The organism is Guptibacillus hwajinpoensis (genome assembly GCF_001039475.1).
GTDB classification, from domain to species: Bacteria; Bacillota; Bacilli; order Bacillales; family Guptibacillaceae; genus Guptibacillus; species Guptibacillus hwajinpoensis.
Window position 1 is genome coordinate 562,488 of record NZ_LELK01000004.1, and the last position, 17,934, is coordinate 580,421.

The window sequence follows — 17,934 nt, forward strand, 5'->3', positions numbered from 1 at the left end:
TTCTCAAAATCAGGAGGGGTAGAAATGGGAGTATGGCCGAAACGAATCATCGTAGGATTGCTTGCGTTACTAATGGTTTTCTCGCAAGGAATGTTACCAATGAAAACAGCTGCCGAAGATAGTGAAGCGAGGGATTTAATTTTATTGGAAAATGTCCCTGAAGTAAGCTCGAAGTTTGATGGAAATACCATCACCTTAAATGCTCTTCATCTTTATGATGACGGTCATTTTATGAAAACAGATCAAAACCTAAAGTGGAAATCATCCAACAAGAAAGTGGCTAAAGTTGATGATGATGGAAATGTAACGCTAACAGGGAAGCGCGGTCGTACGTTTATTAGCGTTTCGGATGGCTTGCATTCCGATCGAATGGCGCTTGATTACAAGGTAGACAAATCCTCCAAAAAAGCGTCAAAAGCTAGACTCGTTAAGCAAAAAGGACAGCAATACAATATCATCCAAAACGCGATCGATGGGATGACAATTGAGGAAAAAGTTGGTCAAATGCTTATGCCGGATTACCGAAACTGGGATGGTAAAAATGTGACTGAAATGCTTCCTGAAATTGAAGCACAAATTAAAGAATACCATCTTGGTGGCGTTATTTTATTTAGAGAAAACGTTGTAACGACAGAACAAACAACGAAGCTTGTCTCGGATTATCAGAGAGCATCTGAGAAATACGGGATGCTGATGACAATTGATCAGGAAGGTGGAATTGTGACGCGGCTTCAGTCTGGAACCGATATGCCAGGGAACATGGCGCTTGGCGCAACGCGTTCAGAAAGTCTTGCACATGATGTAGGACATGCCATTGGCGAAGAGCTAGAGTCACTTGGTTTGAACATGAACTTCGCGCCAGATATGGATGTGAACAACAATCCAGATAATCCGGTCATCGGGGTTCGCTCGTTTGGAGAAGATCCTAAGCTTGTGGCTGATCTCGGAATTGCTTACACGAAAGGTCTTCAGGAAACAGGCGTTGCAGCAACGGCCAAGCATTTTCCTGGTCATGGTGACACAGCAGTCGATTCACATCTAGGTCTTCCGGAAGTTCCACATGATAAAGAACGTCTTATGGAAGTAGAGCTTTACCCGTTCCAGAAGGCGATGGAAGCAGGTATCGATGCGATTATGACTGCTCACGTCACTTTCCCGAAAATCGATGATACAAAAGTGATTTCTCAAAAAGATGGGACTGAAATCTCTCTTCCAGCCACTCTTTCTCACAAAGTACTCACAGAGCTAATGCGAGATGAAATGGGATACGAGGGCGTGATTACGACAGATGCGATGAATATGAAGGCAATTCAGGATCATTTCGGATCTGTCGATGCAGCGATTCGTGCAGTTAAAGCTGGAACGGATATTGTGTTGATGCCCGTTGGACTTTCAGAAGTAGCTCATGGCTTGCTTGATGCAGTCGACGAAGGTGAAATTTCAGAAGAACGAATTGAGGCTTCCGTTGAACGTATTCTTACGCTAAAAGTAAAGCGAGGCATCATTAAATCAGAACAACCAGCTAACGTGAACGATCAGATCGACCGTGCACTTCAAGTTGTTGGGTCCGAGGAGCACAAAGCTGTTGAAAAAGAAGCAGCAAATAAATCGATCACGCTTGTTAAGAACGATCGCGTTCTTCCGCTTGATCCAGCTAGCGACGAGCACGTAGTCGTGGTTGGTAGGAGCTTTGTCGATTCGCTTGGAGATGCCGTTACATCTCACCACGATAACACTTCTGTTATTTCGGTGAATTCAACGTACAAACTAACGGATGAACAGCGCGAGACACTCAATGCCGCAGATAAAATTATCATCGGAACGTATACGTACAGCGTGGGAACGCGATCACCAGATCATCCACAAATGAAGATGGTAGAAAGCATTATGACAGAGGCGGATGCTCCTGTTATCGCAGTTGGCATTCGTAATCCATACGACATCATGGCGTATCCGAACGTAGAGGGCTATATTGCGCAATATGGATTTAGAACAGCAAGCTTTGAGGCAACGGCTTCGACGATTTATGGTAGCAATCAACCGTCTGGTAAGCTGCCGATTACTATACCTGGGGAAAATGACGATGTGCTCTATCACTTTGGTCATGGGTTAACGTACTAAGTTCAATAGGGGAGGATTACGATGAAAAAATGGTTGGTTATGTTGTTAACGTCGATTCTCATTCTGTCTTCGTTGTCGGTGGCTCTTGCTGATAACAATGGAAAAGGAAATGCTCATGGACATCATAAGCATAAGAAGAAATTCAAGCTTGGTGTTGAAGTTCTTTTAGATGAACAAAAAGAGCTGATTGAAGGGAAGAGCGTTGGACTGATTACGAATCCAACAGGGGTTGATCAAGATCTAACGAGTATTGTTGATTTACTTCATAACGATCCAGATGTTGATCTTAAAGCGCTCTATGGACCTGAACATGGCGTGCGAGGTAGCGCTCAGGCTGGTGAATATGTGGAGTATTATATTGATGAAGAAACCGGTCTTCCTGTATACAGCCTCTATGGATCTACAAAAAAGCCAACACCTGAGATGTTAGAAGGTATTGATGTTCTTCTCTTTGATATCCAAGATGTTGGAACGCGCTTCTACACGTACATTTATACGATGGCTTATGCGATGGAAGCGGCAGAGGAGAATGACATTGAGTTTATCGTTCTTGATCGCCCGAATCCTCTTGGTGGAGAAGCGATCGAAGGACCTGTTCTTGATGATGAGTATTCGTCTTTCGTCGGAAAATATGAGATTCCACTTCGCCACGGTATGACGGTTGGAGAGCTTGCCAAACTTTTTAATGAAGAATTTGACATTGGTGCCAATCTGACAGTTGTTGAAATGGATAAGTGGAAGCGCGACATGTACTACGATGACACGCCACTCGAATGGGTGCTTCCTTCACCAAATATGCCAACGCTTGATACGGCACTTGTGTATCCTGGTGCCGCATTAATCGAAGGAACGAACGTGTCGGAAGGTCGTGGAACGACAAAACCATTTGAATTAATCGGTGCACCTTTCATTAACGCAACAGAACTCGCAAATGAGTTAAATGGTCTTAAGCTGCCAGGCGTTGATTTTCGAGCCGCTTCTTTTACGCCTTCCTTCTCAAAGCACGCTGGTAAGTTAACGCACGGGGTTCAAATTCACGTGACGGATAAAGAAGCGTTTGAACCAGTAACAACAGGACTAAGTCTTGTTAAAACGATCCATGATCTTTATCCAGAAGACTTCGAATTCCGCGCAGAAAACAGTGCAGGCGTCTCATTCTTTGATCTTCTCGTAGGGAACGGTTGGATTCGTGATGCGATTGAAGATGGGGAAACAGTTGAAGAGATGGAACAAAAGTGGCAGGGTGATTTAAGAGAGTTTAACGAAGTAAGAGAAAATTACTTGCTTTATTAAAGTTAGGGAGAGAACACTTGTGATGACATGTCACAAGTGTTTCTTTTATAAAGATTCTTTTCTAAAATGTTGTTACTAATGAAAAAAACCTTCTATAGAGAACCTCACTTAGTTGATTGGAGCGGAAGGTGCTCGACTCCTGCGGGACTAGCGGGACAGGTGAGACCCCACAGGAGCGTAAGCGACGAGGAGGCTCACCGCCCGCCGAAAGCGAGCATCCTGGAGCGCAAATCAACCGCTTTATAACAACAAAGTATACAAAAATGGATTTATATAGATGTAACAAAACTTCAAAAAAAGTATTTATTTAATAAATAAAACTTGATATACTAGAGTAAATTATTAGAAAATTCAACAAAAAGGTGAGGGGGGTACTAGTGAACGGAGGATTAATTAGCATCCAGGAATCCATCACTTCATTAAAACCATCAGAACGAAAAGTCGCAGAATATATTATCAATTATCCAGAAGAAGTGATTAACCTGTCGATTCAGAAGCTTTCTCAAAGAACTGAGGTTAGCGAAGCCACGATCATTCGTCTGGCGCGCACTCTTAGTTACAAGGGATTTCAAGAATTAAAGCTTCGCATAGCAGGTGATCTTGCGACAAAGTATTCGAGTAAGTCTTATCAGGAAATTTCAATTGATGGGACAGTCGATTCGTTTATCGCAAATGTATCAAACAACAACATTCGATCGATTAATGACACGATCTCAGTTTTATCAAAAGAAGAGGTTGAGAAGGCCATTGAAGTACTCGGTCAGGCAAGAAAAATTGCGCTTTATGGGATCGGGGCATCTGGCTTGATTGCGCAAGATTTTAAACAGAAGCTCTCGCGCATTAATCGCTGGTGTGAAGCGGCAGTTGATTATGACACTCAGGGCACCATTAGCGCAAACCTTGGTGAGCAGGATGTTGTGTTTGGCATCTCTTACTCTGGTCAGACGAAAGATATTATTGAATCCCTTCAAATTGCGAAGGATAACGGTGCCAAAGTGATCACGTTAACAAAATACGGTGCAAACCCAGTATCTGATCTAGCTGAAATTAAGCTCTTCACAAGCTCGCTAGAGAAAAGCATTCGTAGTGGGGCAATGAGCTCTCGTATTTCACAGCTGAACGTGATTGATATTCTTTATGTTGGCATCACAAGCCGCAATTATGACGAAAGCGTCGCAGCACTTGAACGAACTCGAAAAGCTGTCGAGGATGTTAAAAAGCATGGGTAATGTACATACCTATTTGCAAAATCTAGTCGATCAAAAGAAACTCCCAGGAGCTGTTCTACATGTCCAGCATCATGGAAAGACCGTCTTTCATAAGGCGTTTGGTCATTATATCGACCGTTATCAACAAACCTGTCCCGCTACAACGAATACAAAGTTTGATCTTGCCTCACTAACAAAAGTGATGGCTACCCTTCCTTCTATTCTATGGCTGCTTGAGCATACATCACTTGAACTCGATCAGAACATTCAAACCTACCTCAAAGACTATCAGCATCCAGACGTTACAATTTGGCACGCCCTCACGCATACAGCGGGACTGCCAGCCGATCTTGAACCTCCTGTTAAGCGCGGGGAGAAAAGGGATATTCTTAAACAAATTAATCAAACAACAGTCGCATCCGAACTTGGAAAAAAGGTTCAGTACAGCGATATCGGCATGATTTTATTAGGAAAAGTGATTGAGGAAATGAGCGGAATGGACCTTCCAACGTTCACTACCAATCATTTATATAAGCCATGGGGGCTGACAGAAACAGCCTTCAATCCACCTTCGCGCGATAATACCGCTTCAACGGAATGGCATAGCGATCATTACATTCAAGGAGACGTTCATGATGAGAAAGCGCTCCTCCTTGGTGGAGCGAGCGGTAGTGCCGGTCTCTTTTCGACGGCACGTGATGTTGCAAAGTTTGGTCATTATTTTTTATTTCCTGATAGCCAGGACGTACTCTCAGATGCAGTCATAAAACGTGCAAGAACTCATGTGATCGGAAACAGAGGTCTTGGTTTTGAAGTATGGAGTGGACATGGAGCACCACTTTCATGTGGAAGGAGGTGGTCAGAAGGAAGCTTCGGCCACACGGGTTTTACTGGAACAAGTCTTTGGATTGACCCAGAGGAAGAACTGATTGTGACCTTCTTAACGAACGTGGTTCATTACGGGAGGCAGCACAACATGAAACAAATTCGACCTCATCTTCATTCATTGATTTCAACTACATTAACTAAGGGGGAAACGTTTTGAAGAAAATGAAAGCGATTACGTTTGTCGGTTTTCTAGCCTTTATTCTTATTATATCCGCATGTAGTTCACAAAGCGGTGGCGATTCAGGAGAATCAGAAGGAGAGGTTACGCTAACCATTGGCAGCTGGCGAACAGAAGATAAAGCGAGCTATCAGAAGGTTATCGACAAGTTTAATGAAGAAAATCCTGATATTAACGTGGAGTTTAAACCTTCTAAGAATACCGAGTACAATACGATTCTAAATACTGCGCTTCAAAGTGGTGAAGGTCCTGATATTATTCACCTTCGTCCGTACACACCGGGTATTGAGCTTGCCGATGCAGGATATCTTGAACCGCTTGATGACCTAGAAGGACTTGATCAGTATCCTGAAGAAACGCTCGCTGCTTCAAAAGGATCGGATGACAAGCAGTACGGGGTGCCGCTGAATATTAGTACAACCCAAATGTTCTACAACAAGAAGATTTTCGATGACCTTGGATTAGAAGAGCCGCAAACATGGGATGAGTTCCTAACGCTAAGTCAAAAGATTAAAGATGAAGGCATCACCCCGATTTCACTAGGAACAAAAGAAGGCTGGTTGCTGTCCCTTTCGCACGGCATCATTGGACCGGCGCATTATGGTGGAAATGAATTCGTCGATAGCATCACAGCTGGCGAAACCGATTTTACAAGTGACGAATTCCAGAGTTCAATTGATGCAATGGATGAAATCAAACAGTTCTTCCCTGAGAATTTTGAAGGATTGGGGATGGAAGATATCCGAACAATGTTCTTTACAGGCGATGCTGCGATGTTCCCGCTTGGTAGCTGGGAAATTGAAGTGCTTCGTGAAATGAATCCGGAGCTCGAACTAGGTTTCTTCCCAATGCCTTCAGCCGTTGGAAAAGACCCAACGATTACAACGTGGGTGGATGGTTCGTATGCGATCAATGCCAGTTCCGAGCAGAAAGAAGCTGCGAAGAAATTTCTTCAATTTATGACAACGGAAGAGTTCGGAACGATGTTCACGGAAGAATTTAAAATGATCAGCGCGATTCCTGGAATTGCATCAGAAGATGAGCTTGTTAATTCGCTTAGTCAAGCAGTCGAAAATCAGTCAACACCATACATGATGCTCGTTCACTTCGCAGGTGGTAACCCATCAACGAAAGCGACGATTGAAACAGAACTTCAAGGCATGTATCTCGGTGAACGTACACCGGAAGAAGTAGCGAACACTGTACAGGAGAGCGCGAAGTCGTGGTATGAACCACTACAGTAATAAGGGGCGGAGAATATGAGACCAGCCATGAATTCAGTCGTGAAAATTAAGAAGCAGAGGGACTGGAAAAGGTGGACCATCCACCTTTTCCCTATTCCCGCCTTGCTTATTTATGGGATGTTCGTTGTCTATCCATTGTTTGCAGCACTTACATACAGTTTCTTTGATTGGAAAGGAATCGTGCGTGGCGATTTTGTTGGCTTAAAGAACTTTAAAGACCTGTTTACGCTTGAACCTTTTTCAGGCTTGTTCTGGAATGCGTTCGGCCACAACATTCTTTATTTCGTATTACAGATGATTTTCCAGAACGGACTCGCTTTTATCCTTGCTTATATTATTTATAAAAAAGTAAAAGGATCTGAATTCTTGAAAATCGCATACTTTTTGCCGCGGCTTTTATCGGTCATTGTCGTTGGTTTTCTATGGAAACTCATTCTCAATCCAAACTACGGTGCGTTAAATGTAATTCTAGAATCGCTAGGACTTGAGCATTTGCAGAAAGCGTGGCTTGGAGACCCGGATACTGCGCTCATTTCAATTATTCTCGTAAACTGCTGGTATGGCATTGGATTCGGAGTCCTTATTTTCCTTGCTGGGTTACAATCAATTCCAAAAGAGTTATTCGAAGCAGCGAAACTCGATGGTGCAAATGGACTGTCGATGATTCGGAAAATTGTTCTTCCTTTAATGGTTCCTTCTTTCATGATCATGACCGTCCTTACATTTATCCAGTCGTTCGAAGCATTTGAACTTGTGTATGCGATGCAGGGATCACAGGGAGAACCGTATCATTCCACAGACACGCTTGCGATCTATTTCTATCGCCTTGCATTTGGTGGATCAGCTGGAGGATCAACAACTGCTGTCGGATTAGGATCGGCGCTTGCGGTGGTGCTGTTTATCTTTATTTCATTCTTTACCGCACTCTATTTACGATACATGCAGAAAAAACAAGTGGATATGTAAGGGGGGAATTCGATGAATCATACAATCTGGACGAGGCCGTTTTACTATGTATTTGCTTTCCTAATCGCATCAATCAGCATCTACCCGATTCTTTTAATGATTCTCTCTTCATTCAAAACAAGTGCAGAGATTTTCACAAGTCCGCTCTCATTACCAAAAACGTTCAGCCTTGATACGTATCGAAACCTGCTTGAAATGATTCCATTTACAACGTATTTCATGAACAGTGTATTTGTAAGTGTCGTATCTGTCTTATTAATTCTAATCACATCGTCACTTGCAGCGTTCTACATTGCTCGTTTTACATTTGTGTGGAACAACATGATCTTCTTTTTCTTCTTAATGGGGATGATGCTTCCAATCAAGCTAGGAATCGTACCATTGTTTATTCTTATGAAAGATTTGAATCTATTAAACTCCCTCTGGTCCCTTATTTTCATGTATGTTGCGACAGGGATTCCACTCTCGATTCTCATCTTAACCGGATTCTTTCGAACGATGCCACGTGAGCTTGAAGAAGCAGCGCGTATTGACGGAGCTGGCAACCTTCGTATTCTATGGAATGTCGTTCTTCCTCTTATGAGACCCGCGCTCGGAACGGTGATGATTATTCAATTCATCCAATCCTGGAACGATTTTTTCTTCCCGCTTATCTTCATAACGGATGATTTGAAGAAGACGATTCCAGTTGGCATGCTTTCCCTATTCGGTGAATATTCTGCAGACTGGGGAGCACTGTTCGCGGGACTCACGCTTGCATCACTCCCGATGATTGTTCTCTTCTTCATCGCTTCCAAACAATTTATGGAGGGACTAACACAAGGTGCAATCAAATAAAAAGTACTATATCGGAATAGACGGCGGCGGAACGAAAACAGTTGGACTTTTGTGCAAGGAAGATGGTGTGATTCTAGCACAAAGCACGGCGGGATCTACGAATCTGAAATCGCGCTCAGAGCATGCCGTTCGTTCAGCAGTTCAGAATGTCATCAAGGAGTTAACTACCGACTTACATGTGGAGCAGCTCGAACGCATTTTTGTATCAACGGCTGGTGGCGATCGAGAAGAGGATCAGTTGAGATGGAAGAAATGGATTAACGAAGCTCTCTCAGATTTCAGAGGATTTATCGTCGTGAAGAATGATGCTTACGGAGCTTTAGCAAGTGGAACCTTCGCCATGGAAGGCACGGTTTTAATTGCGGGAACAGGTACAATTGCTTATTCGATAAGTGCTAACGCAACGCGACGAGTAGGTGGTTGGGGCTATTTATTCGGAGATGAAGGCAGCGGCTATGATATTGGAAGACAGGCGCTTCGTACTGTCGCGTCCATGCACGATGGAAGGGAAAAGCGAGATGAGACGTTTATAGCAGAAGTGCTTTCTTTTCTGAAACTTAGAAACGCCACTGAACTGATAACGACCATTTATGAAGATCCCTATCCTCGCATGAAAATCGCTTCGCTTGCGCAAGTTGTGATTCAGCTTGCTGAACAGAAGAACCGGCAAGCGACGACTATTTTGAACAAAGCATTGGATCACCTGATGGACTTAACGAAAGAGATAGACGGAGAGGACGACAAACTTGTCATTTGTGGTGGTCTCTTTCAATCTGACTACTTTAGAAGGTGCTTTATTGAGTTGAGAAAAGAGAGGAAGTTGGTAGGCGAGATTTGCTATCCAACCCTTTCTCCAGCAGTCGGTGCGTGTATTTGTGCACTTATTTCCGAGAATCAATCGATCACAAAGCAACAGAAAGAAAATTTACTGTCGTCTCATCAGACAATCGACGGCAGCTAACGGAGTGGAGAGATGATGATGACGGATGTGAACCCAGCGAATACGGAAACGAGAAATACGAAATCGGAATGTCTTCATCAGTTTACGACGCTTGAAATTATAGAGCTCATGAACGAAGAAGATCATAGCGTACCCGTTATTGTAAAAGGTGCACTGCCAGAAATTGAGAAAGTGATTGATCAGGCAGTGGCGGTGATGAAAAATGGAGGGAAACTCTATTATTTTGGTGCTGGAACAAGCGGGCGCCTCGGCGTGTTGGATGCGTCCGAATGCCCTCCAACCTTCGGCGTTGCAGCAGACCTAGTGAATGGGATTATTGCTGGTGGTGATCGGGCGCTTCGTTTCCCGATTGAAGGAGCAGAAGATAGTAAGGAAATGGGAGCAGAAGATGTTCGAAAGCACGTAACGTCAAACGATATGGTGATCGGGATTGCATCAAGTGGTCGAACGCCGTACGTTATTGGCGCTATAGAAGCAGCTAATGAAATGGGCTTGCCAACAGCGGGTATTGCGTGCAATAGAGGATCAGAGCTTTCTACACTTGTCACGTATCCCATTGAATTGCCGGTAGGAGCGGAAGTTGTGACAGGATCAACGCGATTAAAAGCGGGCACGGCGCAAAAAATGGTTCTGAATATGATCACAACCGCGTCGATGGTTAAGCTCGGGAAAGTGTATAAGAACCTGATGGTGAATGTGCAGGCTTCGAATGAAAAGCTTAGGAAAAGGACTATTTCGATTGTCCAGGAGTTGACTGGGGTTACGCAGGAGGAGGCAGAGCGGTATACACAACTTGGAGGGGGAGATCCACGTGTTGCAGTTCTAATGATCTTGTTGAAAATAAAAGTTGAGGAGGCTAGAGATATTTTAAAAAAGAAAGAAAACAATTTTGCAGAAGTGATGAAAGAGGTTGTGGAAGATTGTGATAATGGATAGTCTTTTATGAAGGCTCTTTTCTAAGAGATTTTTGCTTTTGAAACAATTATTGAATAAAAACCACATTTTGCTGATTGGAGCGGAAGGATGCTCGACTCACGAAAAGAGCCTTTATGAAAGCAAAGGAAGACTTTGCTATAACTAGAAAGTCTTCCGTTTCTTTACTTCTCTTTTTCATGTTGACACGTTCTTTATAAAGAACTAAAATAGTATATATTAGAAGTCGGAAAAATACAATTATTTTGTCGTTAAGTTTTATTTTTTTATTGTTAATAAGCTATAAAGTGCTAGTTTTGTGTGGATGTCTACTTTGTTACTGATCTTCTGTTCTTTAAAAAGAATGATAAAAGTCTTTATTAAAAAGCTTGTTCATCATTTTCGGATTTAGTGTAGTTTTTGGATAGGTTAGTTGGTGTTTGATTGGCTCAGTGTCTTCTAAGTTTATTTACTCAAGGAGGTTCAACTATAAGAAGGGAGATCAACAATGGAGAAAAATAAATACAATTATCTACAGGTTCATAGTTCACTTTATATCAACTCAAACACAAGAATGTTAATGTTAATCATTTATTTACTTTTTAGTGCTAAATCGATTTACTTTCTTGATCGTATACATAAATACCCCTTCATAAATTCCTTTGTGTTATTAGTAAGGACTATACGAGTAACACAAATAAGCTATATCTATTATAAGAAGAAGCAACTGTTAAAAAACCACAGTGAACTCTCCTCTATTATTTCATCTAATATTAATGGACAATGCTTGATCGCTTTACGTCAGGGTGAATATAAAGTTATTAATTTTAAGAATAAAAAAGTTGTCACGATATTTCCAGAAAAGGTTCAACTAGAAGATGTACAGAAGCAAATTAATAATCTAATTAAAGCTCAGTCTTGTGATTTAGCACCTGAAATTCTTAATTGGAATCTACAGGAACGGTGCATTGTAGAATCTTATATCAATTACAGAATTCCTTTTTATCAATTTAAAAGTAAGAAGAAGTTTTACGTTGAAGTCTTTCCTGCCTTGGTAAACATTATGACAAGCCAAGTGCCGAAAGTGATTTCATCTGAATTGTATTTTCAGAGATTAGTAAAGGATATACATGAATTAAATAACAAATATAACAAGAACCACAAACATGTTAATCGTATAAAAGCATTTATATCTATGATTCAAGATAATTATGAACGTAATGTTATAGGAGATATTCCACTAGTATTTTCACATGGTGACTTTTGTGATCGGAATATATTAAAAAGTAAGAAGGATATCAAGGTTATTGACTGGAGTACGTTAGGAAAAAGAAGTTGTTATTTTGACTTCTATTTCATTTTATTTATTAGGCTCTCAGAGGCACGTGGAAAGTACAAGAACAATATAGCGAAAAACTTGGAAATGGATCTTATTAATTTTAATCATTTTATTAAAGCACACTTAGATAAAGTAGGAGATCTCTCTAGTAAACGTAATTATAGATATTTATTTTACTTAGAGTTCATCACTTTACGATTAGAAGAGTTTTCAGTTAACCATGATAAGCGAATAGATATCACTCAATGGATTGAAGTCTTTGAATATTACGAGGAAATAGTAGAGGATCGAAAATCTTTGATTAATTTAGGATATGGTAGCAATTAACCGAAGAAACTACTAAATCAAAAGGTGGTCAAAAATGGAGAAGACAATTAAAAAAACGATGTCTCTTTTTGAAAAACAGGAAAAGGTAAAGTTATTATTACTGTTTTTCATGATGGTTGTAGCAGCCTTATTTGAAACACTCGGAATAGGTATTATTGTTCCTTTCGTTGGAATCATAACTAATCCTGAATCTATCCATGACATACAATTTCTAGCTTATATTTACGATAATTTTGGTTTTGAATCATTAAACTCTTTTATTATTCTTATAGCGATGATGTTCCTGTCAATTTTTGTATTGAAAAATTTATATTTACTAGTTTTTCATTATGCTCAATATAAATTGATTTTTAACCAAGAACTAAAACTCTCCGAGAAATTGTTTGAAAGCTACTTAAAGAAACCTTATACGTTTCATTTGCAGAGAAATTCAGCTGACTTACTTAGAAATATTACGATTGAGGTACCAAAGTTATTTCAGAAATTTATTATCTCAGCATTTCAATTAGTTACAGAGCTGCTTGTAGCAATTTGTATACTAGCACTATTGTTTTTGGTAGCACCAGTTGCTACTATAACGGCTTGCGTTCTACTAGGTGCAAGTGTATTTGTTTTCTTTAAGTTCTTTCGCACAAAAATTTTAGATTTAGGAAAAGAACAACAACAATTAACTGGCTCTATGATTAAATGGGTAAAACAGGGGCTAGGAGCAGGCAAAGAAATAAGAGTAACCGGTAGAGAGAGCTTTTTTGTAAATGCATATTCTACACAGGGCAAAATTATAGCGAGCAACAATCGAAATATAAAGTTACTAGAGTACGTGCCTAGACCTTTTATTGAAACGGTATTAATTGTGATCGTGTTAATAACAATGGTAATTATTGTGTATCAAAATATGGGAACAAGTGAAATCGTTTCGACATTGGCTCTCTTTTGTATGGCTGCTTTTAGACTATTGCCTTCAATTAATCGAATTCTCTCAATGATGACTGCCATTCGTTACAATTATCCAGCGTTATCTGCGGTATATGAAGATCTTAAGAATGAGGGAAAACAAGTCTCTAAACAGAATCCATCATTCAGTAATGTTCAGGGTGAAAAAACGTTTACTGATAATATTACATTGAAAAACATTTGTTATAGATATCCAAATGAAGAGGACTTAACAATAAATAACGTTTCTTTCACGATTCCAATCGGGGATGCTGTTGCTTTTGTAGGTAAATCTGGGGCGGGGAAAACTACATTAGTCGATATAATGTTGGGATTACTTGCTCCAGAAAAAGGCGAGGTGTTAATAGATGGAACAAACATTAAAGATCAAAGGTCAGTTATACAACAAAAAATAGGTTATATACCACAATCAATTTTCTTATGCGATGATACAATTCGAAATAATGTTGCTTTTGGAATAAACAAAGATCAGATTACAGATGAAGAAGTATGGAGGGCCTTAGATCAAGCCATGTTAAAAGACTATGTTGAGTCACTACCAGCTCAATTGAATACTATTGTTGGAGAGCGAGGAGTAAAGTTATCCGGAGGACAGCGACAACGAATTGGAATTGCACGGGCTTTATACCAAAATCCAGAAATATTGTTTATGGATGAAGCGACCTCAGCATTAGATAATGGAACAGAAAAAGAGATTATGAAAGCAATAGACTTACTTAAAGGCCAGAAAACATTGATCATTATTGCGCACCGATTAAGTACAATAGAAAACTGTGACACGGTTATCGAAATGAGTAGGGGAGAAATTTTTTCGGTGAATCCGAAAGTGAAAAAATCAGTTATCTAGATGAATGTGTGTAGAAAAGTATTACGTGTACGAAACATCCCATTGCAGCAGGGCTTTGGGATGTTTTTTATTTGTATAGAGAATTCTTATATCATACCAAAACACCCCCTGCAGGCGAGATCCTGCAGGGGGTGTGAATGTTTAATTAGATTACATTAAGTCCGCTGGTGATTCATCAAAGTAGAGCCAGTGAAAATATTCTACTTCAGCATCAGACATCCTTAGAACATCGTCCCTGTTCATCGTCGTTTTGTCGCACAAAATTTCAACAAATTGGTTTCGTGCTTGCTGGCTCATTGTAAATCCTCCCTGTATTTTAAGCGGTAGGACAAGCTCGGTAACCGCTTTCATTTATTAATTTCATTATACATCTCACAATGAGATGATTCAAATACCATTTTGAGATGTATTGCATAAAAACGATGTGAAATTGCTATGAAAGTGAGCGTAGGTTCAGAGAAAAAGGAGCGAAACGCGAACGTGTATTCTTATTTTTCTTTTTTTTATTGAAAATTTTGCATAAAAGGGAATAACTTCCTTTTATATATGGTGAAAAATGATTGTCGCTAAATGATTCGCTACATGCCAATAGGCTACTAAACGATTTTCCATTGCAGGAATTTTACCCACTTAATGGAAGTAGAACTAATGAAAGGAAGTGTAAGCGATGGAAGTAGAAATGAGTATGGAGCAAGCGATGATGAAAGAAGAATGGCTGTACGATTTCACATTTGTTGGAGATCCGCAGTTGTCACCAGATGGATCCTACGTTGTGTATGTTAAGAGAGTCATCAATGAGGAAAAAGAATACGCTTCTAACCTTGTGCTTGTGAATCGCGCAACAGGAATTCAGCATGATTTTACGTCAGGGGCTGGGAAGTATAAAGATCAATCCCCACGCTGGTCACCGGATGGAAAGACGCTTGCTTTTGTTTCTGATCGATCAGGAAAGAATCAAATCTGGTTAATATCAACTGTGGGCGGTGAAGCTCGTCAGCTAACAGAGCTGACTAATGGAGCGGTAGATCCTATATGGAAACCGGATGGATCTGCTCTCCTTGTGTTGAGTAAAGACGGGGTAGAAAAGGAAGAGGATGCTAGGAAACCGCTTGTAGTAAATGATTTGCATTACAAAGCAGATGGCAAAGGGTTTCTTGATGGTAAGCATACACAGGTTATGCTCGTTCCTGTAACGGTAGATTCTGAGCAAGTTGAAGCGTTAACGGATGCTCCTTTTAACCATTCGAATCCTAGTTGGTCTCCAGATGGATCAGCGATTGTTTATGTAAGAAGTCGCTATGAAGAGCAAGGCTCTTATATGCGAACAGACTTGTTCATCCAGCACTTAAAGGATGAGGGAGAGCCTGAGCAGTTAAACAAAAAGGGAGGAAGCTTTGTTGCACCAAGATGGTCACCAGATGGAAGGAGCCTCTCTTTTATAGGTCACTTTTTTGAACATGAAGGAGCAACGCTAAATAAGGTATGGACCGTTGATCTCGCTTCTAAGAAGTTTGCATGCATAACAGAAGCGGTTGATCTTGAGTGTACGGATGCGTTAATTTCAGATATGCATTGGGGAGGTGCTTCACCTGGTGCGATGTGGAACAAAGATGGGAGTGGCGTCTATTTCCTTGCAAGTGAACAAGGGAACACTGGCATTTACTATGCTGGAGTTGATTCCACAATTCGACAAATATCGGGTGGTGACAGGCACCACTACGCTTTTCATTATGTGGCCCATGTGAATGAAGCGGCTGTTGCGATAAGTGATCCTGTGAATATTGGCGATATTTATACGCTCTCATTTAGTGGAGATCGGGTGGAGGAGCAGTGTATTTCTACTTCAAATGCGGAGGTTCTTCAATCCTATCCACTGTCAAAACCAGAAATGTTTACATATGAGGGCGAAGATGGTTTGGAGATTCAGGGCTGGCTTATGAAACCAGTAGGATTTAAGGAAGATAAGACGTATCCTTTGGTTCTTGAAATTCATGGAGGTCCACATATGATGTACGGAAATTCATTCATGCATGAATTTCAGCTTCTTGCTGCGAAAGGATATGCTGTTCTTTATACGAATCCACGAGGAAGTCAGGGCTACGGGCAAGCGTTCGTAAATGGATGCCGCGGTGATTATGGCGGTGGCGATTATGAGGATTTAATGACAGGCGTTAATGCTGCGCTTAAGACGTATGCGTTCATTGATGAAGAACGACTTTTGGTGACAGGTGGAAGCTACGGTGGGTTTATGACGAACTGGATTGTTGGAAAGACGGATCGGTTCAAAGCGGCTGTTACACAACGTTCCATTTCAAATTGGCAAAGTTTTTACGGCGTTAGCGACATTGGCTACTTTTTCACAAAGTGGGAAGTAGGAAGCGATTTGGATGAGAATCCTGAAAAGTTATGGCATCATTCGCCTCTTAAATATGTCGATCAGATTGAAACGCCTCTTTTGATTCTTCATAGCGAAAACGATCTCCGTTGTCCAATTGAACAAGGTGAGCAATTGTATGTGGCATTGAAACATCGTCGAAAGAAAACCATGTTTGTGAGATTCCCAGATTCAGATCATAACTTATCTCGTAGTGGGCTCCCAGAGCTACGAGTGGAGAGGTTAAAGCATTTAGCAGGTTGGTTTGATACCCATCTAGGAGAAAGTGAATAATACACGTTTCGACAAAAAGCGGGTGGTGCCAGGCACTTTCTGCCCCTTGACGCCAGTTGTGTAAGATACTATACTATTAAAAATAGTTAAATAATATTGAAAACTCTTATCAAGAGTGGCAGAGGGACTGGCCCTATGACGCCCAGCAACCATCTCAGATCGTGAGAAAGGTGCTAATTCCAGCAAACGAGCAATCGTTTGAAAGATAAGAGAGAGTTCAGCGCTGCTGATTATGATGAAAACACACAACTCTCTCTGTACTTTACAGAGGGAGTTTTTTTATTGGGAGGGGATTTTCAAGGCGAAAGGGATTTTTAAGCTTTTACATTTTAGCGCTAGAACGCTTTACATTATTAGAAGATTCGGGAGGAGATTGAGAGATGAAGAAATCGTTCTACTTATTAGGTGCACTTATTTTGGTGATTTTGGCAGGTTGTTCAGGCAATGAGGCTTCTGGGGATCAGGAAGATGGTCCACTCAAGGTAGGGGTAACGGCTGGCCCGCATGAAGATGTAATGAACAAAGTGAAAGAAGTGGCAGCTGAAGATGGCTTTGAAATTGAAGTGATTGCGTTTAATGACTACGTAATGCCGAACACTGCACTCGACGAAGGAGAACTTGATGCAAATGTGTTTCAACATGAGCCGTATTTAAATGATTTTGTGCAAGAGCGAGGATTAGAGCTTTCGAAAGTAGCTACAACAATTAATTTTCCAATGGGTATCTATTCCGATCAATATGAAAGTCTTGATGAATTAAAAGAAGGTGACAAAGTCGGATTACCAAACCATTCAACAGGTGAACCGAGAGCGCTTATGCTGTTTGAGCAAGCTGGCATTATTGAGTTGAAAGATGGTGTTGGCGTGAAAGCAACCATTAAAGACATTGAGAAAAACCCTTATAATCTTGAGTTTGTTCCATTAGAAGCTTCTCAGATTCCTAGACAGCTTGGCGAGCTTGCGATTGCAGCTATTAATACAAACTTTGCGATGGAAAGTGGACGTGTCCCTAAAGAGGACTCACTTGTGATCGAGCCAGAGAATTCTCCATGGGTGAACGTAATTGCTACAAAAACGGAAAACAAAGATAACGAACGTATTCAGAAACTAGTGGAGTACTATCAATCAGATGAAGTGAAGCAATTTATTCAGGACGATTTCAAAGACTCTGTTGTCGCATCCTGGTAAGTTG

General features: G+C 40.9%; 14 protein-coding genes and 1 riboswitch. Of the genes, 13 read left to right on the forward strand and 1 reads right to left on the reverse strand.

Annotated features, from left to right (window positions below; all coding sequences use genetic code 11):
* Nucleotides 1-24 precede the first annotated feature (24 nt).
* The 11 genes from AB986_RS13125 (at nucleotide 25) to AB986_RS13175 (ending at nucleotide 14,075) form a co-directional block, all read left to right on the forward strand.
* Complete coding sequence (locus tag AB986_RS13125; RefSeq protein ID WP_048311570.1) at nucleotides 25-2,121, forward strand: glycoside hydrolase family 3 protein; 2,097 nt, start codon at nucleotides 25-27, stop codon at nucleotides 2,119-2,121.
* Between the two features lie 21 nt (nucleotides 2,122-2,142).
* Nucleotides 2,143-3,414, forward strand: coding sequence for an exo-beta-N-acetylmuramidase NamZ family protein (locus tag AB986_RS13130; RefSeq protein ID WP_048311571.1), 1,272 nt, complete (start codon nucleotides 2,143-2,145; stop codon nucleotides 3,412-3,414).
* 377 nt (nucleotides 3,415-3,791) lie between these two features.
* Nucleotides 3,792-4,643, forward strand: a complete 852-nt coding sequence (locus AB986_RS13135) for a MurR/RpiR family transcriptional regulator (protein WP_084006552.1) — start codon at nucleotides 3,792-3,794, stop codon at nucleotides 4,641-4,643.
* On the forward strand, nucleotides 4,636-5,667 hold the full coding sequence (locus tag AB986_RS13140) for a serine hydrolase domain-containing protein (RefSeq protein ID WP_048311573.1): 1,032 nt from the start codon (nucleotides 4,636-4,638) through the stop codon (nucleotides 5,665-5,667). The genes AB986_RS13135 and AB986_RS13140 overlap by 8 nt, the downstream gene beginning before the upstream one ends.
* A gap of 5 nt (nucleotides 5,668-5,672) precedes the next feature.
* Nucleotides 5,673-6,932, forward strand: coding sequence for an ABC transporter substrate-binding protein (locus AB986_RS13145; protein WP_048312869.1), 1,260 nt, complete (start codon nucleotides 5,673-5,675; stop codon nucleotides 6,930-6,932).
* Between the two features lie 15 nt (nucleotides 6,933-6,947).
* Nucleotides 6,948-7,898 (forward strand): carbohydrate ABC transporter permease, encoded by a 951-nt coding sequence (locus tag AB986_RS13150; protein ID WP_048311574.1) that lies wholly within the window; start codon nucleotides 6,948-6,950, stop codon nucleotides 7,896-7,898.
* 12 nt (nucleotides 7,899-7,910) lie between these two features.
* The gene (locus AB986_RS13155; protein ID WP_048311575.1) at nucleotides 7,911-8,735 is read left to right on the forward strand and encodes a carbohydrate ABC transporter permease; all 825 of its coding nucleotides are present in this window, start codon (nucleotides 7,911-7,913) and stop codon (nucleotides 8,733-8,735) included.
* The gene (locus tag AB986_RS13160; RefSeq protein WP_048311576.1) at nucleotides 8,722-9,696 is read left to right on the forward strand and encodes an N-acetylglucosamine kinase; all 975 of its coding nucleotides are present in this window, start codon (nucleotides 8,722-8,724) and stop codon (nucleotides 9,694-9,696) included. Before AB986_RS13155 ends, AB986_RS13160 begins: the two co-directional genes overlap by 14 nt.
* Nucleotides 9,697-9,708: 12 nt before the next feature.
* Nucleotides 9,709-10,632: an N-acetylmuramic acid 6-phosphate etherase gene (murQ, locus tag AB986_RS13165; protein ID WP_321212252.1), complete on the forward strand. Its 924-nt coding sequence runs from the start codon at nucleotides 9,709-9,711 to the stop codon at nucleotides 10,630-10,632.
* A gap of 484 nt (nucleotides 10,633-11,116) precedes the next feature.
* Entirely contained in the window at nucleotides 11,117-12,274 is a 1,158-nt protein-coding gene (locus tag AB986_RS13170; RefSeq protein WP_048311578.1) for a phosphotransferase, read from the forward strand.
* A 34-nt stretch (nucleotides 12,275-12,308) separates the two neighbouring features.
* The gene (locus AB986_RS13175; protein ID WP_048311580.1) at nucleotides 12,309-14,075 is read left to right on the forward strand and encodes an ABC transporter ATP-binding protein; all 1,767 of its coding nucleotides are present in this window, start codon (nucleotides 12,309-12,311) and stop codon (nucleotides 14,073-14,075) included.
* 150 nt (nucleotides 14,076-14,225) lie between these two features.
* On the opposite strand, the gene AB986_RS22095 is transcribed toward AB986_RS13175, so the two are convergent.
* Nucleotides 14,226-14,372: a BH0509 family protein gene (locus AB986_RS22095; RefSeq protein ID WP_161797376.1), complete on the reverse strand. Its 147-nt coding sequence runs from the start codon at nucleotides 14,370-14,372 to the stop codon at nucleotides 14,226-14,228.
* Nucleotides 14,373-14,742: 370 nt separating this feature from the next.
* On the opposite strand from AB986_RS22095, the gene AB986_RS13180 reads away from it, so the two are divergent.
* Nucleotides 14,743-16,743 carry a S9 family peptidase gene (locus AB986_RS13180; RefSeq protein ID WP_053216180.1) on the forward strand — a complete coding sequence of 667 codons (2,001 nt, stop codon included), beginning with the start codon at nucleotides 14,743-14,745 and terminating at the stop codon, nucleotides 16,741-16,743.
* Nucleotides 16,744-16,846: 103 nt separating this feature from the next.
* Nucleotides 16,847-16,955: riboswitch (SAM riboswitch) on the forward strand.
* A 168-nt stretch (nucleotides 16,956-17,123) separates the two neighbouring features.
* Entirely contained in the window at nucleotides 17,124-17,930 is an 807-nt protein-coding gene (locus tag AB986_RS13185; protein ID WP_048311581.1) for a MetQ/NlpA family ABC transporter substrate-binding protein, read from the forward strand.
* The last annotated feature ends 4 nt before the right edge of the window (nucleotides 17,931-17,934 follow it).

Bases quoted from the DNA above. Each gene is read 5' to 3' on its own strand.
- AB986_RS13125 (WP_048311570.1), top strand. From the start codon at position 25: ATGGGAGTATGGCCGAAACGAATCATCGTAGGATTGCTTGCGTTACTA.
- AB986_RS13130 (WP_048311571.1), top strand. From the start codon at position 2,143: ATGAAAAAATGGTTGGTTATGTTGTTAACGTCGATTCTCATTCTGTCT.
- AB986_RS13140 (WP_048311573.1), top strand. From the start codon at position 4,636: ATGGGTAATGTACATACCTATTTGCAAAATCTAGTCGATCAAAAGAAA.
- AB986_RS13145 (WP_048312869.1), top strand. From the start codon at position 5,673: ATGAAAGCGATTACGTTTGTCGGTTTTCTAGCCTTTATTCTTATTATA.
- AB986_RS13150 (WP_048311574.1), top strand. From the start codon at position 6,948: ATGAGACCAGCCATGAATTCAGTCGTGAAAATTAAGAAGCAGAGGGAC.
- AB986_RS13155 (WP_048311575.1), top strand. From the start codon at position 7,911: ATGAATCATACAATCTGGACGAGGCCGTTTTACTATGTATTTGCTTTC.
- murQ (WP_321212252.1), top strand. From the start codon at position 9,709: ATGATGATGACGGATGTGAACCCAGCGAATACGGAAACGAGAAATACG.
- AB986_RS13170 (WP_048311578.1), top strand. From the start codon at position 11,117: ATGGAGAAAAATAAATACAATTATCTACAGGTTCATAGTTCACTTTAT.
- AB986_RS13175 (WP_048311580.1), top strand. From the start codon at position 12,309: ATGGAGAAGACAATTAAAAAAACGATGTCTCTTTTTGAAAAACAGGAA.
- AB986_RS22095 (WP_161797376.1), bottom strand. From the start codon at position 14,372: ATGAGCCAGCAAGCACGAAACCAATTTGTTGAAATTTTGTGCGACAAA.
- AB986_RS13180 (WP_053216180.1), top strand. From the start codon at position 14,743: ATGGAAGTAGAAATGAGTATGGAGCAAGCGATGATGAAAGAAGAATGG.
- AB986_RS13185 (WP_048311581.1), top strand. From the start codon at position 17,124: ATGAAGAAATCGTTCTACTTATTAGGTGCACTTATTTTGGTGATTTTG.